General features: G+C 66.5%; 18 protein-coding genes and 1 pseudogene. 7 read left to right on the plus strand and 12 right to left on the minus strand.

The window, feature by feature from the left end:
- From RT551_RS18970 to RT551_RS18995, 6 genes and pseudogenes are all read right to left on the minus strand, one after another.
- Positions 1–269 (minus strand): annotated as a pseudogene (locus tag RT551_RS18970) (hypothetical protein); the annotation flags it as partial.
- Between the two features lie 46 nt (positions 270–315).
- The gene (locus tag RT551_RS18975) at positions 316–1,572 is read right to left on the minus strand and encodes a cysteine desulfurase (RefSeq protein ID WP_313461369.1); all 1,257 of its coding nucleotides are present in this window, start codon (positions 1,570–1,572) and stop codon (positions 316–318) included.
- A complete protein-coding gene (gene sufD, locus RT551_RS18980; protein WP_313461371.1) occupies positions 1,569–2,831 on the minus strand; it encodes a Fe-S cluster assembly protein SufD in 1,263 nt (420 codons plus the stop codon). The genes RT551_RS18975 and sufD overlap by 4 nt, the downstream gene beginning before the upstream one ends.
- Positions 2,831–3,595 carry a Fe-S cluster assembly ATPase SufC gene (gene sufC / locus RT551_RS18985; RefSeq protein ID WP_313461373.1) on the minus strand — a complete coding sequence of 255 codons (765 nt, stop codon included), beginning with the start codon at positions 3,593–3,595 and terminating at the stop codon, positions 2,831–2,833. Before sufC ends, sufD begins: the two co-directional genes overlap by 1 nt.
- A 66-nt stretch (positions 3,596–3,661) precedes the next feature.
- Positions 3,662–5,137 carry a Fe-S cluster assembly protein SufB gene (gene sufB, locus RT551_RS18990; protein ID WP_313461375.1) on the minus strand — a complete coding sequence of 492 codons (1,476 nt, stop codon included), beginning with the start codon at positions 5,135–5,137 and terminating at the stop codon, positions 3,662–3,664.
- A gap of 16 nt (positions 5,138–5,153) precedes the next feature.
- Positions 5,154–5,603, minus strand: a complete 450-nt coding sequence (locus tag RT551_RS18995; RefSeq protein WP_313461377.1) for an SUF system Fe-S cluster assembly regulator — start codon at positions 5,601–5,603, stop codon at positions 5,154–5,156.
- Positions 5,604–5,738: 135 nt separating this feature from the next.
- On the opposite strand from RT551_RS18995, the gene RT551_RS19000 reads away from it, so the two are divergent.
- Positions 5,739–6,206 (plus strand): SET domain-containing protein-lysine N-methyltransferase, encoded by a 468-nt coding sequence (locus tag RT551_RS19000; protein WP_282297342.1) that lies wholly within the window; start codon positions 5,739–5,741, stop codon positions 6,204–6,206.
- Positions 6,207–6,227: 21 nt separating this feature from the next.
- On the opposite strand, the gene RT551_RS19005 is transcribed toward RT551_RS19000, so the two are convergent.
- The 4 genes from RT551_RS19005 to RT551_RS19020 form a co-directional block, all read right to left on the minus strand.
- A complete protein-coding gene (locus RT551_RS19005) occupies positions 6,228–6,824 on the minus strand; it encodes a DUF1439 domain-containing protein (protein ID WP_313461379.1) in 597 nt (198 codons plus the stop codon).
- A gap of 123 nt (positions 6,825–6,947) precedes the next feature.
- Positions 6,948–7,478 carry a hypothetical protein gene (locus tag RT551_RS19010; RefSeq protein WP_313461381.1) on the minus strand — a complete coding sequence of 177 codons (531 nt, stop codon included), beginning with the start codon at positions 7,476–7,478 and terminating at the stop codon, positions 6,948–6,950.
- A 102-nt stretch (positions 7,479–7,580) separates the two neighbouring features.
- Complete coding sequence (locus tag RT551_RS19015; RefSeq protein WP_313461383.1) at positions 7,581–7,886, minus strand: DUF3861 family protein; 306 nt, start codon at positions 7,884–7,886, stop codon at positions 7,581–7,583.
- A 262-nt stretch (positions 7,887–8,148) separates the two neighbouring features.
- Positions 8,149–8,547, minus strand: coding sequence for an HU family DNA-binding protein (locus RT551_RS19020; RefSeq protein ID WP_125362407.1), 399 nt, complete (start codon positions 8,545–8,547; stop codon positions 8,149–8,151).
- Positions 8,548–8,829: 282 nt separating this feature from the next.
- Here RT551_RS19020 and RT551_RS19025 point away from each other — a divergent pair, with 282 nt between their 5' ends.
- The gene (locus RT551_RS19025; RefSeq protein WP_125362408.1) at positions 8,830–9,264 is read left to right on the plus strand and encodes an OsmC family protein; all 435 of its coding nucleotides are present in this window, start codon (positions 8,830–8,832) and stop codon (positions 9,262–9,264) included.
- 116 nt (positions 9,265–9,380) lie between these two features.
- On the opposite strand, the gene RT551_RS19030 is transcribed toward RT551_RS19025, so the two are convergent.
- Positions 9,381–10,256 (minus strand): PhzF family phenazine biosynthesis protein, encoded by an 876-nt coding sequence (locus RT551_RS19030; RefSeq protein ID WP_313461386.1) that lies wholly within the window; start codon positions 10,254–10,256, stop codon positions 9,381–9,383.
- A gap of 164 nt (positions 10,257–10,420) precedes the next feature.
- On the opposite strand from RT551_RS19030, the gene RT551_RS19035 reads away from it, so the two are divergent.
- The 4 genes from RT551_RS19035 (at position 10,421) to RT551_RS19050 (ending at position 16,933) form a co-directional block, all read left to right on the plus strand.
- The gene (locus RT551_RS19035) at positions 10,421–13,024 is read left to right on the plus strand and encodes a bifunctional aspartate kinase/diaminopimelate decarboxylase (protein ID WP_313461388.1); all 2,604 of its coding nucleotides are present in this window, start codon (positions 10,421–10,423) and stop codon (positions 13,022–13,024) included.
- A 72-nt stretch (positions 13,025–13,096) separates the two neighbouring features.
- A complete protein-coding gene (gene murL / locus RT551_RS19040) occupies positions 13,097–14,449 on the plus strand; it encodes a UDP-N-acetyl-alpha-D-muramoyl-L-alanyl-L-glutamate epimerase (protein ID WP_313461390.1) in 1,353 nt (450 codons plus the stop codon).
- Complete coding sequence (gene murD, locus RT551_RS19045; protein ID WP_313461392.1) at positions 14,430–15,839, plus strand: UDP-N-acetylmuramoyl-L-alanine--D-glutamate ligase; 1,410 nt, start codon at positions 14,430–14,432, stop codon at positions 15,837–15,839. The genes murL and murD overlap by 20 nt, the downstream gene beginning before the upstream one ends.
- Before the next feature lie 299 nt (positions 15,840–16,138).
- Positions 16,139–16,933 carry a dienelactone hydrolase family protein gene (locus RT551_RS19050; RefSeq protein ID WP_313461394.1) on the plus strand — a complete coding sequence of 265 codons (795 nt, stop codon included), beginning with the start codon at positions 16,139–16,141 and terminating at the stop codon, positions 16,931–16,933.
- An 84-nt stretch (positions 16,934–17,017) separates the two neighbouring features.
- Here the strand turns inward: RT551_RS19050 and RT551_RS19055 are convergent, their stop codons facing one another.
- A complete protein-coding gene (locus RT551_RS19055; protein ID WP_313461396.1) occupies positions 17,018–18,016 on the minus strand; it encodes a polyprenyl synthetase family protein in 999 nt (332 codons plus the stop codon).
- A gap of 157 nt (positions 18,017–18,173) precedes the next feature.
- Here RT551_RS19055 and RT551_RS19060 point away from each other — a divergent pair, with 157 nt between their 5' ends.
- A complete protein-coding gene (locus tag RT551_RS19060) occupies positions 18,174–19,787 on the plus strand; it encodes an alpha-glucosidase family protein (RefSeq protein ID WP_313461398.1) in 1,614 nt (537 codons plus the stop codon).
- Positions 19,788–20,010 lie beyond the last annotated feature (223 nt).

Here is a 20,010-nt window from a genome sequence, read left to right on the forward strand (position 1 = left end):
GGCAGCGGCCTGGGCGGCTGCGGTTTCTGCTGCTGGACGCTGGCGGCGTCGCGCGGCGTCGGGGCGATGATCTCTTCCACCGGCACTTCCGGCGCACGCGGCGGCAGCAGCACCAGCTGGGTGCGGTCGGCCTCGGGCGGCGGCAACTGCAAGGGCGCTCGGTGCTGGGTCCACAGCAGGCCGGCAAACAAGCCGATATGGGCCAGAACGACGATGGCCGCAGCCAGAGGGCGCTCAAACGCAGCGGGGGTGACCACCGGGGACGACATCGACGTGCAGGGCAATGAGAAGTGTTCTCATTGTCGCATGTTTACGTCACCCCAGCAGCCTGCGCACCTTGGTCAGCGCGGTGATGAACCGCTCGATTTCCGCGTGCGTGTTGTAGAACGCCAGCGAGGCGCGGCAGGTGGCGGCGACGCCGTAGTACTGCAGCAGCGGGTGCGCGCAGTGTTGGCCGGAGCGCACGGCGACACCCTCCAGGTCGAGCAGGGTGGCCAGGTCGTGGGCGTGCGCGCCTTCGATCAGGAACGACACCACCGCCGCCTTGTCCGGCGTGGTGCCGAAGATGCGCAGGCCGTCGATCTTGTTGAGCTCTTCGGTGAAGTGCGCCAGCAGCTCGTTCTCGCGTGCTTCCACATGTTCCAGGCCCAGCGACTCCAGGTAGTCCACCGCCACGCCCAGGCCGATGAAACCGGCGATGTTCGGGGTACCGGCTTCGAACTTGTGCGGGGCATCGTTGAACACGGTGCCGTCGAAGCTGACTTCCTTGATCATCTCGCCGCCGCCGAGGAACGGCGGCATGGCATCCAGATGCTCGCGCCTGGCCCACAGCGCACCGGTGCCGGTGGGGCCGCACATCTTGTGGCCGGTGATGGCGTAGAAGTCGCAGCCGATCGCCGGAATGTCCACCTTGCGATGGGGCACGGCCTGCGAGCCGTCCACCACGGTGACGATGCCGCGCTTGCGCGCTTCCCGGCAGATCTCACGCACCGGGTTGACCGTGCCGAGCACGTTGGAGACGTGGGCCACCGCCAGCAGCTTCACGTCCGGCGTCATCGCCTTGCGCAGCGCGTCCAGATCCAGTGCGCCGTCGGGGGTGATTTCGGCCACGCGGATCGTCGCACCGGTGCGCTGGGCCACCAGCTGCCACGGCACGATGTTGGCGTGGTGTTCCATGCGCGAGACCAGGATCACGTCGCCGGCCTTCAGTCGCGGCAGCGCCCACGAATACGCAATCAGGTTGATCGCGAAGGTGGTGCCGCTGCACAGCACCAGCTCGTTGGCGCGCACGTTGAGGAAGCGCGCCAGCTTGTTGCGTGCGCCTTCGTAGGCATCAGTGGCCTCGGTGCCCAGCGCGTGTACCGCGCGGCTCACGTTGGCGTTGTAGCGGCGGTAGAACTCGTCCACCGCGCCGATCACCTGCACCGGCTTCTGGCCGGTGTTGGCGTTGTCGAAGTACACCAGCGGCTTGCCGTGCACTTCCCGCATCAGCAGCGGGAAGTCCAGGCGCACGCGATCCCAGTCGGGCGCGTCGACGGTGTCGCCCAACGGGCGCGGTGTGGACAGGTTCATGCCACGCCTGCCTGCGCCAGGGCGACGTCCAGCTGGCGGCGCAGCTGTTCGGTCAGGCGCGCGTCGAGCGCGTTGAGCGGTTCGTGGCAGAACGCGGCGCTGAGCAGGGCCTGCGCCTGCGGTGCCGGCAGCCCGCGCGAGCGCAGGTAGAACAGCGCGTTGGCATCCAGCTGGCCCACCGTCGCGCCGTGCGCGGCCTTCACCTCATCCGCGTCGATTACCAGCGTCGGCTGGGTATCGATCTCGGCATCGGCCGACAGCAGCAGGTTCTTGTTGGACAGATTGGCATCGGTGCCGTCCGCGCCCGCACGGATATGGATGCCGCCGTGGAAGACCACCCGGCTGCGGTTGGCGGCAACACCACGCCACAGCATTTCCGAGCTGGTATCGCGGGCGATGTGCTCGATGCCCAGGCGGGTATCGACGTGGCGGCGGCCATTGCCGAGCAGCACGCCATTGGCGGTGAGCTGGGCGTTGTCGCCTTCCAGGCGCACATTCAATTCATGCCGGCTCAGTGCCGCACCCAGTTCCAGGTCGATGCGGCGGTACTGGGCATTGCGGGCCAGCACGGCGTCGGTGCGCAGCAGGGTGGTGGCCTTGGCGCTGTCGGCCTGCACGCGGGCGTGCGAGAGCACGGCGTCCTGCGCCAGGTGCACGTGCACCAGGGTGTTGTCCAGGTGCGCGGCGTCACCCACATGCAGGTGATGCTCGACCACGCCCAGGGTGGCCCCGGCGCGCAGCTCGATCAGGTGGCGGTGGTGCCAGGCCAGGTCGGTGTCGCCGGCGGCGCTGATGAACACCAGCTGCAGCGGAACGTCGATCTGTGCGCCGTCTTCCACACGTACCAGCACGCCTTCGTCGGCCAGCGCGGCGTTGAGCCGGGCGAACACTTCCTCGCTGCGCTCGAAGCGGCGGCCGAGGAAGCGCAGGGCTTCTTCGCCATCCTGCAGGGCGGAGGACAGGGTCTGCACCTGCACGCCAGCCGGCAGGCCGGTCAGGTCGCTCAACGCCTGCACCGGGCGGCCGTTGACGAACACCAGCCGCGGCGACGCAATGTCGGCCAGCAGGGCGGTGTCCACGTTCGGTGCGGTCAGCGGGGCCGGGCTGAAGCTGCGGCGCTCCAGCTGGCGCAGCGAGGTGTACTTCCAGGCTTCGCTGCGCGGGCCGGGCAGGCCCGCCTGCAGGGCGGCATCGAGCTCGGCGCGGCGCACGTCGCTGCCGCAGAAGCCGTTGGCAAGGGAATCGAGCAGCGCGCTCATCAGACCGCCGCCTCCGGGACCACGCGGTTCTTCAGGAAGTCATAACCGTGCGCTTCCAGCTGCAGAGCCAGCTCCGGACCGCCGCTCTGCACGATTTTGCCGTCGGCCAGCACGTGCACCACGTCCGGCTTGATGTAGTCGAGCAGGCGCTGGTAGTGGGTGATGACCAGGAACGAACGGTCGGCCGAACGCAGCGCGTTGACGCCGTCAGCCACGCTCTTGAGCGCGTCGATGTCCAGACCGGAGTCGGTTTCGTCGAGGATCGCCAGCTTCGGCTCCAGCACGGCCAGCTGGAAGATCTCGTTGCGCTTCTTCTCACCGCCCGAGAAACCTTCGTTCACGCCACGGTGCAGCAGCTCGTCCTTCAAGTGCAGCACGGCCAGCTTCTGGCGCACCAGCTTGAGGAACTGCATGGAATCCAGTTCGTCCTGGCCGCGCGCCTTGCGCTGCGCATTGAGCGCAGCACGCAGGAAGTAGGTGTTGTTCACGCCCGGAATTTCGACCGGGTACTGGAAAGCCAGGAACAGGCCGGCAGCGGCGCGTTCTTCCGGTTCCAGTTCCAGCAGGTTGGCATCGTCGAACTGCACGCTGCCTTCGCTGACTTCGTAACCGTCGCGGCCGGCCAGCACGTTGCCCAGGGTGGACTTGCCGGCACCGTTGGGGCCCATGATGGCATGTACTTCGCCGGGCTTCACGGTCAGCGAGAGGCCCTTGAGGATTTCTTTCTCGCCGATGCGGGCGTGCAGGTTTTCGATCTTCAACATGTGACAAATCCCGTAGTGCCACGCCCTGCGTGGCAATCAATAATTCAAATGAAGCCGCGCGGGTGATTAACCGACCGACCCTTCCAGCGACACTTCCAGCAGCTTCTTGGCTTCCACCGCGAACTCCATCGGCAGTTCGCGGAACACCTGCTTGCAGAAGCCGTCGACGATCATCGACACCGCGTTTTCCTGGTCGATGCCGCGTGCGCGGCAGTAGAACAGCTGGTCGTCGGAGATCTTCGAGGTGGTCGCTTCATGCTCCACCGTCGCACTCGGGTTCTTGACCTCGATGTACGGGAAAGTGTGCGCACCAGAGGTCTTGCCGATCAGCAGCGAATCGCACTGGGTGTAGTTGCGCGCGCCGTCGGCATTGCGGTCGACCTTAACCAGGCCACGGTAGGTGTTCTGGCCACGGCCGGCGCTGATGCCCTTGCTGACGATCTTGCTCTTGGTGCGCTTGCCGATGTGGATCATCTTGGTGCCGGTGTCGGCCTGCTGGCGATGATGGGTCAGCGCCACCGAGTGGAACTCGCCCACCGAGTCGTCGCCCAGCAGTACGCATGAGGGGTACTTCCAGGTGATCGCCGAGCCGGTTTCGACCTGGGTCCAGGTGACCTTGCTGCGCGCGCCACGGCATTCGGCACGCTTGGTGACGAAGTTATAGATGCCACCGACGCCGTTTTCGTCGCCCGGGTACCAGTTCTGCACCGTCGAATACTTGATTTCCGCGTCTTCCAGCGCGACCAGTTCGACCACCGCGGCGTGCAGCTGGTTCTCATCGCGCATCGGCGCGGTGCAGCCTTCCAGATAAGACACGTAGGCCTTGTCTTCGCAGATGATCAGGGTGCGCTCGAACTGGCCGGTGTGGCCGGCGTTGATGCGGAAGTAGGTGCTCAGTTCCATCGGGCAGCGCACGCCCTTGGGAATGAACACGAAGCTGCCATCGGAGAACACGGCCGAATTCAGCGCGGCGAAATAGTTGTCGCCCACCGGCACCACGCTGCCCAGGTACTGCTTCACCAGCTCCGGGTGCTCCTTGATGGCCTCGGACATCGAGCAGAAGATCACACCCTTTTCGGCCAGTTCCTTGCGGAAAGTGGTGCCGACGGACACGGAGTCGAACACCGCATCCACGGCCACGCCGGCCAGCTTGGCGCGCTCATGCAGCGGCACGCCCAGCTTGTCGTAGGTGTCCAGCAGTTCCTTCGGCACTTCATCCAGCGAGGCGTACTTCGGGCCCTTCGGCGCGGAGTAGTAGCTGAGCGCCTGCAGGTCGATGGCGGCGATCTGCAGCTTGGCCCAGTTCGGCATCGGCATGGTCAGGAAGTGCCGGTAGGCGTCCAGGCGCCACTGGGTCATCCATTCCGGCTCGTCCTTCTTGGCCGACAGGGCACGGATGGTGTCCTCGTCCAGGCCGGGCGGCAGCGAGTCCGATTCGATCTCCGTGATGAAGCCGGCCGAATACTTGCGGCCGAGCTGCTCATGGATCTCGCGGTTGGGGGTGTCGCCGGAGGCAACGGTGTCGATGATTTCGGTGGCCATGGGGGCTGCCTGTGGATCAGGAGACGACATCCGCCGCAATGCGGCGGGAGGCGTCAGCAACGGGAATAGGGGGCAGGATCTGGGCCAGGCTGACCTTGCGCAGTGCTTCGGACACCACGTCATTGATCATCCGCCAGCTGCTGCGCGCGCCGCACTTGAGTTCACGGCCGCACTGGCTGTGGTCGTGCGCGCATTCGGTCAGGCCCAGCGGCCCTTCCATGGCTTCCACCACCTCGAACAGGCTGATCTGGTCGGCCGGACGGGTCAGGCGGTAGCCGCCGCGCACGCCGCGCAGGCCTTCCACCAGCCCGGCCTGGGCCAGGGGCTTGAGCAGCTTGCTGACAGTAGGCGGTTCCAGGCTGGCGTATTCGGCCAGTTCGGTGGCGCTCAGGACATCGCCCGGACGGGCGGCCAGCACGGAAAGCACCACGGTGGCGTAATCAGTGAGCTTGGTGACGCGGAGCATGGGAAGGGTGGGGTTGTAAAGCGGACTGAAATTGTACGCTTTTATGTCCCGGCATCCAACCCATCCTGTTCAGGTGCTGGAAACCTTCGGCCGGGCGGGCGAGAATCGTCGTTCCCCAATGCAACGGCCAGCCTGATGCCCAAGAAGATCCAAGCCCGCAAGTCCGCCATCCACGGTAACGGTGTGTTCGCCGTTGCACCGCTGAAGGCCGGCGAGCGGGTCATCCAGTACAAGGGTCTGCTGCGCAGCCACGCCGATGTGGACGCCGATGATACCGGGGATGTGGAAAGCGGTCACACCTTCCTGTTCACCCTGAACGACGACTACGTCATCGATGCCAATTACAAGGGCAATGACGCGCGCTGGCTGAACCACAGCTGCGACCCGAACTGCGAAGCGGTGATCGAGGAAGCCGAGGGCGACAACCGCCGCGAGGACAAGGTGTTCATCGAGGCCCTGCGCGACATAAAGCCAGGTGAGGAGCTGACCTACAACTACGGCATCGTGCTGGCCGAGCGCCATACCGCCCGCCTGAAGAAAATCTGGGAATGCCGCTGCGGTGCGAAGAAGTGCACCGGGACGATGTTGCAACCCAAGCGGTGATTTACGCCGGCGGTTGGGGAATCAATTCCCCAACACGCCTTCCGGCACCAACCCGCCCAGGCTCTGGTTGAACGTCACCACCAGCTTGCCATCGCGCACCTGGGCCGACTGCACCTGCAGCGCGCCGAGCACGGCAGCGACGGTCGGATCGATCTTGTAGATCGGCTCGCGGCGGGCGTACTCGACAAGCGCCGCGTTGATCAGGCCGCGGGTGTTGGAATCCAGCCGCCCGCCGCCGTTGACCGGGGTGAATTCATCCACCGAAGGTTGATCCAGGTGGAAGCCCTGGGTCTGCGCGTCGTAGCGCAGGCCGCTGCTCAGCGTGACCCGGCCCAGCGGTGTGGGGGCCCCGCCTGCAAATGCGGCCGCTACATCCAGCCCCAGATCCAGGCGGCTGCCCTGAGGCAGGGTCAGCTGCGGGCGACTCATGGTGACATTGGCCAGCCCGCCCAGGACGCCCTGCGTGCGCGGGAAGCTGCCCTCCAGATACTGCTGCACATCGGTGGCCCCCACCGAGAGTTCCTTTCCGGAAATGCTCGGGGCGGCCTGTGCGCCGACGGCGGCGGCGATCAGTGCGGCGCTGGCGGCCAGGCGGACGAGCAGGGGACGTAGGGTCATGGCGGCAAGGCAGTGAGTGATGAAGCGCCACGATAGCGCTTCTGGATGAATCCGGGCTTCATGGCAGCCACGCAGGGCGTGGCTCTACGTAGAGCCACGCCTTGCGTGGCTGCGCCACAGCTATCACCGCAGCACAGGCTGCACCGACGCCCCCACAATCTCCCAGCCACTGCCGTCAACGCGCGGCTGTACCCGGTACCAGCCTTCGTAGAAGAACGTGTCCTCCGCGGTCACTGCACGTACCCGTACCGGCACTTCGCGCAGGCGCGAGGGTACGGCGGAGTCGCGGCTGATCGGCTGTTCGGTATCCACCCGCAGCGTGCGCAGGTTGGGGATGCCGCGCAACACCTGGTCGTCGGGGCGGCTGCCGGCGCTGCCGCCGGTCCAGAACGCATCGGAGGCGGCACGGTCGGGTCGCAGCAGCACGTTGATGTAGTTGCGGATAGTGGTGGTTTCGTCCGCTGCGCCGGCAGCCACTGCGCTCACCACTGCTGGCGCGGCGTGCTCGACTTCGCCGACGCTGGTGTCCTGCGGTGGGAGAGCTGCGGCGGAAACATCCTGGAGCGGCGGCCGGTCGTCCGGTGCACGCGCACTTTCCGGCTGACAGGAACACCCGCCCAACAGCAACGGCAGCAGAAGCAGAACTCGACGCATCACCGACATCCTGGGTAGAGCCGGGCTTGCCCGGCTGGCTGGCGATCACCCATCGCCTGGGCCAGCCAACGGCTGGCGCTACCCACGCAGCATAGCGTGCTGTCAGCCGCGCTGGACCGCGTCCAGCGCCGCCAGCACTTCATCCAGCCGCGGCTGCAACGCGGTCAACGGGTGTCCAGGGTCGTCGGCGTGGCGGCGGGCCAGATCAAGCAGCAACTGCGTGGCCACCACGGCGGCCGCGCGCTCATCACCACTCAGCCCGCTCTGGCGGCGTGCGGCTTCCAACAGCCGCATCCAGTCCTGCTGGGCGCGGTGTTCCAGTTCGATGGTGCAGCGTCCGCTGCACTGCAACCCATCTTTCTCGATCGGGGTAACGGTAATGCGGTAGCGCTGGGATGAGCTGGTCATGGCGGCACGCAGGGGTGGGGGACATGCCCACCATAGGTGGCGTGGCACCGGGCTGCGACAGGCAGGGCTGCACGCAGTGTTCCACCCTGTGCGTTTCAGCCATCGCGCGGTGCCCGAAGAGTGCCGTGGGCTGCGGTTTTGCGGGCAACCGACAGCGAGCGCCGGGTTTTGGCAACGCTGTGTTTCGCCGCACAACGCGTGCCGGAAACGAAACGGGACGGCCATGGCCGTCCCGTTCCGGTGTTGCCTGGAAGCGCGCAGATTACAGCGCGGCGTCCTTGAGCTTCTTGAGCGGACGCACCTTCAGCTTGGTGGTGGCCGGCTTGGCGGCGAACCACTGCTCTTCCTTGGTGAACGGGTTGATGCCCTTGCGCTTCGGCTTTGCCGGAACAGCGACGGCGGTGATCTTCAGCAGGCCCGGCAGGGTGAAGCTGCCAGCGCCCTTCTTGTGCACCGAAGAGGCCACTGCGCTTTCCAGCGAGGCCAGCACGGCGCGGACGTCCTTGGCGACAACGCCAGAGGCTTCAGCGATGTGCGCAACCAGGCCGGACTTGGTCAGCACTTCCTTGATCGGCTTCGGAGCGGCCGGCTTGGCGGCTGCCTTCGTTGCGACTTTCTTCGCTGCCTTCTTCGGGGCAGCCTTCTTAGCGGTCTTTGCCATGGTTTCCTGTTCCGTAACGGTTGGTTGTTTGGTCGCGCCGAACCCCGTCGGCAAGCGAAATGTAGGGCAAGTCACCTGCGCCGCCAATAGGCAAACGCATAAATTTCAGGTTTTTTTGCATGTGCGGTTACTGCAGTGCATCAGGTCATGCCCTGAAAACAGGGTGGCACGACCCGGGTGCGCCGCGCTAGAGGGGGTTTGGCGGACACGCCGGGCCGACACCGTGCTAACGCGCGTCGGTCTACGCTGGCCCGGCCATTCACCCCGCAGAGGACAGATCAAATGGGCATTTCGCGTCACGCCAAAGCACACTGGGAAGGTGACCTGAAGACAGGCAAGGGACAATTGAGCACGCCACAGAGTGGCCTGCTGGACAACACCCGCTATGCCTTCAGCAGCCGTTTCGGCGATGAAAAGGGCACCAATCCGGAAGAACTGATCGCCGCCGCACATGCCGGCTGCTTCACCATGGCGCTGTCGGCCAAGCTGACCGAAGCCGGTTTTCCGCCGACCACGCTGGACACCGAGGCGAAGGTGGATCTGTCCATGGAGGGCGGTCCGCAGCTTTCGCAGATCAGCCTGTCGGTCAAGGCGGTGGTGCCGGGGATCGATGAAACCCAGTTCCGCGCCGTGGCCGATGATGCCAAGCAGAACTGCCCGGTTTCCAAGGCATTGAGTGCGGTGCCGATCAGCCTCAAGGCCGAGCTGGCCAGCTGATCCGTGCGCCCATGCCCGGCACCGGGCATGGGCATCGCGTAGGGACACGCCATGCGTGTCCGCGATTACCCCGAGGACGCGCATGGCGCGTCCCTACGCGGGGAACCCCCGGTCCATCACCAGTCAATCGTGCCGGTGATCACCGTCTGCACCTGCCCCCCCGACCACACATCGCCTTCCGCATCGATATGCAGATGCAGGCGCGCATCGTGCCCGACCTCGCGACCCTGGCTGACCACGTAGTCCCGCCCACGTCCCGGCAGCGCGTCGCGGCTGTCCAGCCACGCCGCCAGCACCGCATTGGCCGCACCCGAGGCGGCATCCTCGAAGCGCCGACCGTTGCCGACGAAGGCGCGCACCGCCAGGTCATGGTGCGCATCGGTGCTGCGCGCATACGCAAACACGCCCATGCTGCCCGTGCTCTCGGCCAACTGCGCGATGGCCTCCCAGTCCGGCGTCAGTCCGCGCAGAGTGGCTTCATCGACCAGTTCCACCACCCACCAGCTGCGTCCGCCATCCATCCGCGCCGGCGGCAACGCGCCCAGGGCCCAGCCGCGCAACGCCGCCTGAAGGCGCGGATCGTCAGCGCGGGTCACCTCCGCCACCGCCGCGCGCGGGGTGCGGATGGCAATGCTGCGCTGCGCGCCTTCGCCGGTCACCCGCAGCGGCAGCAGGCCGGCAATGCCGTCCTGTACCAGAACCCCGTTCACCGGGGTTGCCAGACCGGCCTCGAGCACCGCATGCGCGGTGCCCACGCTGGGGTGCCCGGCGAACGGCACTTCCTTCTGCGGGCTGAACATGCGGATCCGGTAGCTGCTGCCCGGGGCCTGCGGGGCAAACACGAAGGTCGTTTCCGGCAGTCGCGTCCAGCGCGCAATCGCCTGCATGCGGGCCTCGTCCAGGCCTTCGGCGTCCAGCACCACCGCCAGCGGGTTGCCGGCACCCGGGTAGGGGGAAAACACATCCAACTGCAGAAAACGACGCGAAGACATGGCGGCCAGGATCGGGGGAACGGGCGGGCAGCTTAACAAGTGAGCCGCCGCGCCGCCGCCGGGGCAGGGGGCGATGGCCCAGCGGGGGCCGGGCTTGGCATAGAATCGGAGGTTCGTCCCGGTGTGCCGGGCGAACCCCCTCCATTACCTATATTTCTTTCTCCATGTCAGCTTCCCCCCTTGTCGATCGCTGGATCGTACTGAAGTTCGGCGGCACCTCCGTGTCGCGTCGTCACCGCTGGGACACGATCGGGAAGCTGGCGAAAAAACGTGCGGAAGAAACCGGCGCGCGCGTGCTGGTGGTGGTCTCGGCGCTGTCTGGGGTCACCAACGAACTGACCGCCATTGCCGACGGTGCCGCCGACAGTCGTGCCCGCGTGGATGCGCTGGTCGCACGCCACCGCGAATTCCTGGCCGAGCTGTCGCTGGATGCCAGCGCGTTGGACGAACGCCTGAACGCGCTGCAGGGCCTGCTCGATGATCCGCGCGCGGCCGCTCGTCCGCTGGACTGGCAGGCGGAAGTGCTGGGTCAGGGCGAACTGCTGTCCTCGACCCTGGGCGCGGCCTACCTGCGCGCCAGTGGCCTGGATTTTGGTTGGATGGACGCCCGCCAGTGGCTGCAGGCGCTGCCGCCGCAGCCCAACCAGAGTGAGTGGTCACAGCGCCTGTCGGTGAACTGCCAGTGGCGTTCGGATGCCGAGTGGGCCGCGCGCTTCCACGCCCAGCCGACCCGCATGCTGATCACCCAGGGCTTCATCTCCCAGCACGCCGATGGCGGTACCGCCATTCTGGGCCGTGGCGGCTCGGACACCTCGGCGGCGTACTTCGGTGCGCTGCTCGGTGCCAGCCGGGTCGAAATCTGGACCGACGTGCCGGGCATGTTCAGCGCCAATCCCAAGGACGTGCCGGATGCGCGCCTGCTGACCCGCCTGGATTATTACGAGGCGCAGGAAATCGCCACCACCGGGGCCAAGGTGCTGCACCCGCGCTCGATCAAGCCGTGCCGCGACGCCGGCGTGCCGATGGCCATCCTCGACACCGAGCGCCCGGAACTGCCGGGCACCAGCATCGACGGCAACGCCGCACCGGTGCCGGGGGTGAAGGCGATCAGCCGTCGCAACGGCATCGTGTTGGTGTCGATGGAAGGCATCGGCATGTGGCAGCAGGTCGGCTTCCTCGCCGACGTGTTCGGGCTGTTCAAGAAGCACGGCCTGTCGGTCGACCTGATCGGTTCGGCCGAAACCAATGTCACCGTGTCGCTGGACCCGTCCGAGAACCTGGTCAGCACCGACGTGCTGGCGGCGCTGTCGGCCGACCTGTCGCAGATCTGCAAGGTCAAGATCATCGTACCGTGCGCGGCCATCACCCTGGTCGGGCGCGGCATGCGCTCGCTGCTGCACAAGCTGTCGGACGTGTGGGCCACCTTCGGCCGCGAACGCGTGCACATGATCTCGCAGTCGTCCAACGACCTGAACCTGACCTTCGTCATCGACGAAGCCGATGCCGACGGCCTGCTGCCGATCCTGCACGCCGAGCTGATCGACAGCGGCGCGATGCCGGTGGAAGAGGGCGAGGTGTTCGGCCCGCGCTGGCGCGAAATTGCCGGCACCATCCGCCCGCGCGAAACCGCCTGGTGGCGCGGCCAGCGTGAGCACCTGCTGCAGCTCGCCCAGGCCGGCACCCCGCGCTATGTGTACAACCTGCCCACGGTGCGCGCCCGCGCCCGCGCGCTGGCCGCGATCAAGCCGATTGACCAGCGCTACTACGCGATCAAGGCCAACAGCCACCCGGCCATTCTGGAAGTGCTGGAGCAGGAAGGCTTCGGTCTGGAATGTGTCTCGCACGGCGAACTGAAGCACGTGTTCAACACGCTGCCGGCGCTGTCGCCGCGCCGCGTGCTGTTCACCCCCAGCTTCGCCCCGCGCGCCGAGTACGAAGCTGCCTTCGCGCTGGGAGTAACCGTCACCCTGGACAACGTGGAAGCGCTGCAGCGCTGGCCGGACCTGTTCCGCAACCGCGAACTGTGGCTGCGCGTCGACCTGGGTCGTGGCGAAGGCCACCATGCCAAGGTCCGCACCGGCGGCAAGGATTCCAAGTTCGGCCTGCCGATCGCCCGCGTTGATGAGTTCGTGCGTCTGGCCACCGAGCTGGGCACCCGCGTGGTCGGCCTGCATGCCCACCTGGGCAGCGGCGTGGAAACCGCGCAGCACTGGCGTCTGATGTGCGATGAACTGGCCGGCTTCGCGCGCCGCATCGGCAGCGTGGAAACCATCGACATCGGCGGTGGCCTGCCCATTCCGTACAGCGCCGACGACGAGCCGTTCGACCTGGACGCCTGGGCAGTGGGTCTGGCCGAGGTCAAGGCGGTGCACCCGGCCTTCCGTCTGGCGATCGAGCCGGGCCGCTATCTGGTTGCCGAATGCGGCGTGCTGCTGACCACCGCCACCCAGGTGGTGGAGAAGGACGGCATCCGCCGGGTTGGGCTGGATGCCGGCATGAACACCCTGATGCGCCCGGCGCTGTACGACGCCTGGCATGACATCGAGAACCTGAGCCGTCTTGGCGGTTACGCCGAGGCGATGTTCGACGTGGTCGGCCCGATCTGTGAATCCAGTGACGTGTTCGGCAAGCGCCGCCGCCTGCCGGTATCGACCGCTCCGGACGACGTGATGCTGATCGCCGATACCGGTGCTTACGGCTATGTCATGGCCAATACCTACAACCAGCGTGCGCTGCCGCGCGAGGACGTGATCGATGACACGCCCTGACAGCGCGCCGCACCCCTTAACTGAACGCCTTCGCGCACCGCCGCGAAAACGCCACGCCTCACCGGATACGCCATGACTGCTTTCGATAAACACCAGGTTGCCACCTTCCGCTTCGTCCGCTGTGCGCTGGACGCGCAGACCGGCGTGGCCCAGCTGGTCTATGCCTTCGACAACGGTCCTGAACTGGTCGAGACGGTCACCATTCCGGGTGCGCCGTTCGTGCTGGACGGTGCCCGTGCGCAGGCGGTGGAGCAGGCCCTGCGCCTGCTGCATCTGTTCGCGGGTGTCAGCTACTACAAGGCGGCGGTGCCGGACGATGTGCGCATCGACAGCTACGCCATCGATGCCGATACCGCCGCATTGGTGGAAACGGTGTACCTCAATGGCCTGGGCGAGTTTGCCTACCGCAACGGTTTGAACCTGCGCGGGCGCTTCCGCCTGCCGGTGCAGGGCGAGGCGGTGGCCGCTCCGGCTGCTGGCCTGCGCGAGCATGCGCTGGTCGCCATCGGCGGTGGCAAGGACTCACTGGTCAGCATCGAGGCGCTGCGCGCGCTGGGTATTGAAGAGACTGTCACCTGGATCGGCGGCTCGCAGCTGATCCGTGCCTGCGCCGAGCGCACCGGGCTGCCCACCCTGAACATCGGCCGCGTGCTGGCACCGGAGCTGTTTGAACTAAACCGCCAGGGTGCGTGGAACGGGCACATTCCGGTCACCGCGGTGAACTCGGCCATCATGGCCCTGGCCGCGCTGCTGCAGGGTGTGAACCAGGTGGTGTTCTCCAACGAGCGTTCGGCCAGCTACGGCAGCCAGATTCCCGGCACCGGTGAGGTCAACCACCAGTGGTCGAAAGGCTGGGCGTTCGAGCAGGCCTTCGGCGAACACCTGCAGAAGCACGTTGCGGCCGACCTGCAGTACTACTCGCTGCTGCGTCCGCTGTCCGAGCTGGCGGTGGCACGGCAGTTCGCCAAGAGCGACTTCTACGACGCGCATTTCTCCAGCTGCAACCGCAACTTCCACATCCTCGGCGAGCGACCGGTGAACCGCTGGTGCGGGGTCTGCCCGAAGTGCCATTTCGTGTTCCTGGCGCTGGCTCCGTTCATGCCCAAGACCCGCCTGGTGCGCATCTTCGGCCGGAACCTGCTGGACGACGCCGAACAGGCCGGCGGCTTCGATGCGCTGCTGGAGTTCCAGGACCACAAGCCGTTCGAATGCGTGGGCGAAGGCCGCGAATCGCGTGCGGCGATGGCCACCCTGGCGGCGCGTCCGGAGTGGAGCGAGGACGTGCTGGTGAAGCGCTTCATCCAGGAGATCCAGCCGCAGCTGGACGCGTCCGAGCTGAGCATCGAGCCGTTGCTGGTGCTGGAAGGCGAACACCGTATTCCGGCGGCGATCTGGGAGCGCCTGCGTGCGAATTTCGCAGCTTGACGGCAAGCGGGTTGCGTTATGGGGTTGGGGGCGTGAGGGCAGGGCGGCGTTTGCCGTGCTGCGCCAGCGACTGCCGGCCCTGGCGCTGACCCTGTTCTGCCCGGCAGCGGAAGCCGAGGCGGCGCGCGCTGAAACCCAGGGCGCGTTGACTGTGCGCAGTGATGTCAGCGGTGAAGCGTTGGCTGCGTTCGAGGTGGTGATCAAGTCGCCCGGCATCAGTCCCTATGGCGAAGCGGCCCAGCAGGCCGCTGCACAGGGCACACAGTTCATCGGCGGCACCTCGCTGTGGTTTGCCGAGCACGCCGACGCCGAAGGCACCGTGCGCGACACCGTGTGCGTGACCGGTACCAAGGGCAAAAGCACTACTACGTCGCTGCTGGCGCACCTGTTGCGCGCCAGCGGCGCACGCACCGGCCTGGTCGGCAACATCGGCCTGCCGCTGCTGGAAGTGCTGGAGCCGCAGCCGGCTCCGCAGTACTGGGCGGTGGAGCTGTCCAGTTACCAGACCGGCGAAGTGGCGCGCAGTGCCGCGCACCCGCAGGTCGCCGTGGTGCTGAACCTGTTCCCGGAGCACCTGGATTGGCATGGCAGCGAAGCGCGTTACATCGAAGACAAGCTGTCACTGGTGACCGAAGCCGCACCGCGCATCGCCGTGCTCAATGCGACCGACCCGCACCTGGCTGCGTTGCAGCTGCCGCACAGCGAAGTGGTGTGGTTCAACCAGCCGCAGGGCTGGCACATGCGCGACGAGTGGGTGTATCGCGGCGAGCAGGCGGTGTTCGATACGGCCAACACGCCGCTGCCCGGCCGGCATAATCGCGGCAACCTGTGTGCGGTGCTGGCGGCGGTCGAAGCGCTGGGCCTGGACGCGGTGGCGCTGGCACCGGCGGTGCAGAGCTTCCGCCCGCTGCCCAATCGTCTGCAGGTGATTGGCGAGCGCGATGGTCTGCGCTTCGTCAACGATTCGATCAGCACCACGCCACACGCCAGCCTGGCGGCGCTGGAGTGCTTTGCCGGCCAGCGCATCGCGCTGCTGGTGGGCGGCCATGACCGTGGCCTGGACTGGACCGACTTCATGCAGCACATGGCGCATGACGTGCCACCGTTGGAGATCGTGACCATGGGCGCCAACGGCCCGCGCATTCATGCATTGCTGCAGCCGCTGGCCGAGGCCGGGCGGTTTGGCCTGCATGCGGCGGCGGATCTGGACGAAGCGGTGCGGATCGCCTGTGATGCGCTCGGCGGGCAGGGTGGGGTGGTGCTGCTGTCCCCGGGTGCGCCGAGCTATGGCGTGTACAAGGATTACGTGGCGCGCGGTCGGCATTTTGCCCAGTTGGCCGGGTTTGATCCGGATGCGATCACCGCCATTGCCGGGATCGGGATTGCCTGATTCCCGGCACCGCGCGGACACGCGTGGCGTGTCCCTACAGGGGCCTGCGAATCCGTGACATCCAACGCCCGCCCCGGACCTCGCGTGCCGCATTCGCGTAACGCCCATGTCTGGACCGCGCGTGCCGCATTCGCGTAGGGACACGCCATGCGTGTCCGCGCAGTGCCTGATCGGTCCGTAGAGCCACGCCCTGCGTGGCTGCGCCGTGCCAGACAGGGTCGAAGCCACGCAGGGCGTGGCTCTACATCACCTCACAAGTCTTCCGGTTAAAGTGGCGCTTTCCCCGAAGGAGCAGGCGCATGAAGCAGCAATGGCAGTGGGGTGCGGCACTGGTACTGGGCATGGCGGCCATGCCCTCCTGGGCGGCCATGCAGGCCAAACCGGTCGAATGGCAGCACGACGGCACCACCTTCAGCGGGGTGCTGGTCTATGACGACGAAGACAACGACAAGCGTCCCGGTCTGGTGATGGTGCCGAACTGGAAGGGCGTGAACGCCTCGGCCATCGAAAAGGCCAAAAAGCTCGCCGGCGACGACTACGTGGTGCTGGTCGCCGACGTCTACGGCAAAGGCGTGCGCCCCAAGACCGACGCCGAGGCGGGCCCGGTGGCGACCAAGCTGCGTAACGACCGTCCGGTGCTGCGTGCGCGTGCGCTCAAGGCGGTGGAGGTACTGAAGGAACAGGCCGGCAAGGCCCCGCTGGATGCCAGCCGGATCGGCGCGGTCGGCTTCTGCTTCGGCGGTACCACGGTGCTGGAACTGGCCCGCGCCGGTGCGCCGCTGGCCGGCGTGGTCAGCCTGCACGGCGGTCTGGGCTCGCCGCTGCCGGCCAAGGCCGGTGGCACGCATCCGTCGGTGCTGGTGCTCAACGGGGCTGACGACAAGAGCGTCACCGCGGAAGACATCAGCAGCTTCGAGCAGGAAATGAATGCGGCCAAGGTGGACTGGGAGTTCACCAATTACAGCGGCGCGGTGCATTGTTTTGCCGAGGCCGATGCGAACAACCCGCCGGGTTGTGCATATGACGAGCGGGCGGCGAAGCGGGCGTGGAAGAGCCTGGATTCGTTCTTCGAAGGGCTCTTCGACAAGCGGTAGTTCATGGCCCGGTAGTGCCGGCCGTTGGCCGGCACCGCGCGGTGTTTGGTGATGCGAGAAGCCGGCCAGCGGCCGGCACTACCGTTAATGCGAACGCTGCACCGCATACCGCGCCAGCCCGCGCAGGGCGGCCACGGCATCATTGTCGGCCAGCCCATCCAGCGCACGCTCAGCCGCAGCGGCATATTCCTCAGCACGCTGCCGGCTGTAATCCAGCCCGCCGGTGGCATGGATCGCCGCCAGCACTTCCGGCATGGCCGAGGCATCCCCGTTCTGCACGATTTCACGCAGGCGTTCGCGGGTGGTGGCATCCGAATGCGCCATCGCGTGGATCAGCGGCAGCGTGGCCTTGCCCTCGGCGAGATCGTCGCCCAGGTTCTTGCCCAGTTCGTCGGCATTGGCCGAGTAATCCAGCACGTCGTCGGCGATCTGGAATGCATAGCCCAGGTGCATGCCGTAGTCGTACAGCGCCTGCTGGGTGGCTTCATCGACCCCGCTGGCCAGCGCGCCCAGGCGGGTGCCGGCGGCGAACAGCACCGCGGTCTTGCGCTCGATCACGCGCAGGTAGGCGGCTTCGTCGGTGTCCGGGTTGTGCACGTGCAGCAGCTGCAGCACTTCGCCTTCGGCAATGCGGTTGGTGGTGTCGGCCAGGATCTGCATGACAGGCATGCGATCCAGTTCCACCATCAGCTGGAAGCTGCGCGAGTACAGAAAATCGCCTACCAGCACGCTGGGTGCATTGCCCCACAGCGCATTGGCCGTGCTGCGGCCGCGCCGCAGGCTGGATTCGTCGACCACGTCGTCGTGCAGCAGGGTCGAGGTGTGGATGAACTCGATGATCGCCGCCAGCTGGTGGTGTTCCGGACCGGCCTGGCCGACCGCGTGGCCGGCCAGCATCACCAGCATCGGGCGCAGGCGCTTGCCGCCGGCGGAAATGATGTGGTCGGCGATCTGGTTGATCAGCACGACATCGGAGGACAGGCGGCGGCGGATCAGCGCGTCCACCGCGGCCATGTCGGGCGCGGCGAGGGTCTGGATCTGGGGCAGGCCCAGCGCGGAGCGGGTGTCTTCGGTGATGGTCATGCGGTCGTACTTTCAGGCGTAAGCCCGATTATAGGCCGTCCCGGCGTGAATACGTATGCAAATGGCACCACCCCGCAGGGGCCGCCGCTAAGCTTGTCGGGCATGATCCGGCACCCCTCTGGCGGGTGCCCTATGGAAGCCCGGAGGGGGGCTCACGATGACGAACACTCCATGGTGGCGCGGTGCCGTCATCTATCAGATTTACCCGCGCAGCTTCCTGGACGCGAACGGCGACGGCGTGGGCGACCTGCCCGGCATCATCGAGCGCCTGGACTACATCGCCGCGCTGGGCGTGGACGCGATCTGGATTTCGCCGTTCTTCAAGTCGCCGATGGCCGATTTCGGCTATGACATTGCCGACTACCGTGCTGTGGACCCGCTGTTCGGCAACCTGGACGACTTCGACCGTCTGCTCGCCAAGGCCCACGGCCTGGGCCTGAAGGTGATGATTGACCAGGTGCTCAGCCACACCTCGATCGAGCACGACTGGTTCCGCGAAAGCCGCCAGGACCGTACCAACCCCAAGGCCGACTGGTACGTGTGGGCCGATCCGCGTGAAGACGGCACCCCGCCGAACAACTGGATGTCACTGTTCGGTGGCGTCGCCTGGCAGTGGGAACCGCGCCGCGAGCAGTACTTCCTGCACAACTTCCTGGCCGACCAGCCGGACCTGAACTTCCACAACCCGGAAGTCGAGCAGGCCACGCTGGACAACGTCCGCTTCTGGCTGGAGCGCGGCGTGGACGGCTTCCGTCTGGACGCGATCAACTTCTGCTACCACGACCGCCAGCTGCGCGATAACCCGCCCAAGCCGGCCGACAAGCGCGTGGGCCGTGGTTTCAGCCCGGACAACCCGTACGCCTACCAGTACCACTACTACAACAACACCCAGCCCGAGAATCTTCCGTTCCTGGGCAAGCTGCGCGCGTTGCTGGACGAGTTCCCCGGCGCGGTGGCGCTGGGCGAGATTTCCTCGGAAGACTCGCTCGCCACCACCGCCGAGTACACCAGCGCCGGCCGCCTGCATATGGGCTACAGCTTCGAGCTGCTGGTCGATGACTACAGCGTGGACTACATCCGCAGCACCGTCTCGCGCCTGGAAGCGGCGATGACCGAAGGCTGGCCGTGCTGGGCGATCTCGAACCACGACGTCGAGCGCGCCGTCACCCGCTGGGGCGGCCATCCCGCCAACCCGCGCCTGGCGCGCATGCTGGTGGGCATGCTGTGCTCGCTGCGTGGCTCGATCTGTCTGTATCAGGGCGAAGAACTCGGCCTGGGCGAAGCCGACGTGCCGTTCGAGGCGCTGCAGGATCCCTACGGCATCACCTTCTGGCCGAACTTCAAAGGCCGCGATGGATGCCGCACCCCGTTGCCGTGGACCGATGCCGAACAGGCCGGTTTCACCACCGGCCAGCCGTGGTTGCCGATCTCCGACGAGCACCGCGCACGCTCGGTGGCCGGGCAGGAGCATGACCCGCATTCGGTGTTGAACGCGTTCCGCCAGTTCCTGGCGTGGCGCCACACCATGCCGACGCTGCTTTTGGGTGACATCCGGTTCCTGGACAGCGCCGAGCCGGTGTTGATGTTTGAACGCCGGCATGCAGGTGAGACGTTGTTGCTGGCGTTCAATCTGTCCGGTGATGCGGTGTCTGCGCCGTTGCCGGCGGGGGAGTGGACGGCATTGAGCGTGCCGGGTCCGGATGCCGGTGGCATTGACGGTGACCAGGTGGTGTTGCCCGCGCACGCGATGGTGTGCCTGCAGTTGGGGTGATACGCGAAGATTTCCGGTGGTGAATTTTTCAAGGGCGAGGCGGAGACCTCGCCCTTTTTTTGTGTGTGGTGAAAAGCGTCGGTTTCGTTTGGGGGTTACGTCGTTAATGGGCGTTGCGCCATTCACGGCCGTCGTCTGTCGACCGACGCTACCACCCCAGCCATCCCGGTCGCGTAGATACCGTCTCGCCCCTGCCTATGCAAGGGCGATTTCGGGATCAAAC

The sequence above is a fragment of the Stenotrophomonas sp. genome (assembly GCF_032103445.1).
In the GTDB taxonomy this organism is placed as follows: domain Bacteria; phylum Pseudomonadota; class Gammaproteobacteria; order Xanthomonadales; family Xanthomonadaceae; genus Stenotrophomonas.

Excerpts from the sequence above, each read along its gene's own strand:
- RT551_RS18975 (WP_313461369.1), bottom strand. The coding sequence starts at position 1,572 with ATGAACCTGTCCACACCGCGCCCGTTGGGCGACACCGTCGACGCGCCC.
- sufD (WP_313461371.1), bottom strand. The coding sequence starts at position 2,831 with ATGAGCGCGCTGCTCGATTCCCTTGCCAACGGCTTCTGCGGCAGCGAC.
- sufC (WP_313461373.1), bottom strand. The coding sequence starts at position 3,595 with ATGTTGAAGATCGAAAACCTGCACGCCCGCATCGGCGAGAAAGAAATC.
- sufB (WP_313461375.1), bottom strand. The coding sequence starts at position 5,137 with ATGGCCACCGAAATCATCGACACCGTTGCCTCCGGCGACACCCCCAAC.
- RT551_RS18995 (WP_313461377.1), bottom strand. The coding sequence starts at position 5,603 with ATGCTCCGCGTCACCAAGCTCACTGATTACGCCACCGTGGTGCTTTCC.
- RT551_RS19000 (WP_282297342.1), top strand. The coding sequence starts at position 5,739 with ATGCCCAAGAAGATCCAAGCCCGCAAGTCCGCCATCCACGGTAACGGT.
- RT551_RS19005 (WP_313461379.1), bottom strand. The coding sequence starts at position 6,824 with ATGACCCTACGTCCCCTGCTCGTCCGCCTGGCCGCCAGCGCCGCACTG.
- RT551_RS19010 (WP_313461381.1), bottom strand. The coding sequence starts at position 7,478 with ATGCGTCGAGTTCTGCTTCTGCTGCCGTTGCTGTTGGGCGGGTGTTCC.
- RT551_RS19015 (WP_313461383.1), bottom strand. The coding sequence starts at position 7,886 with ATGACCAGCTCATCCCAGCGCTACCGCATTACCGTTACCCCGATCGAG.
- RT551_RS19020 (WP_125362407.1), bottom strand. The coding sequence starts at position 8,547 with ATGGCAAAGACCGCTAAGAAGGCTGCCCCGAAGAAGGCAGCGAAGAAA.
- RT551_RS19025 (WP_125362408.1), top strand. The coding sequence starts at position 8,830 with ATGGGCATTTCGCGTCACGCCAAAGCACACTGGGAAGGTGACCTGAAG.
- RT551_RS19030 (WP_313461386.1), bottom strand. The coding sequence starts at position 10,256 with ATGTCTTCGCGTCGTTTTCTGCAGTTGGATGTGTTTTCCCCCTACCCG.
- RT551_RS19035 (WP_313461388.1), top strand. The coding sequence starts at position 10,421 with ATGTCAGCTTCCCCCCTTGTCGATCGCTGGATCGTACTGAAGTTCGGC.
- murL (WP_313461390.1), top strand. The coding sequence starts at position 13,097 with ATGACTGCTTTCGATAAACACCAGGTTGCCACCTTCCGCTTCGTCCGC.
- RT551_RS19050 (WP_313461394.1), top strand. The coding sequence starts at position 16,139 with ATGAAGCAGCAATGGCAGTGGGGTGCGGCACTGGTACTGGGCATGGCG.
- RT551_RS19055 (WP_313461396.1), bottom strand. The coding sequence starts at position 18,016 with ATGACCATCACCGAAGACACCCGCTCCGCGCTGGGCCTGCCCCAGATC.
- RT551_RS19060 (WP_313461398.1), top strand. The coding sequence starts at position 18,174 with ATGACGAACACTCCATGGTGGCGCGGTGCCGTCATCTATCAGATTTAC.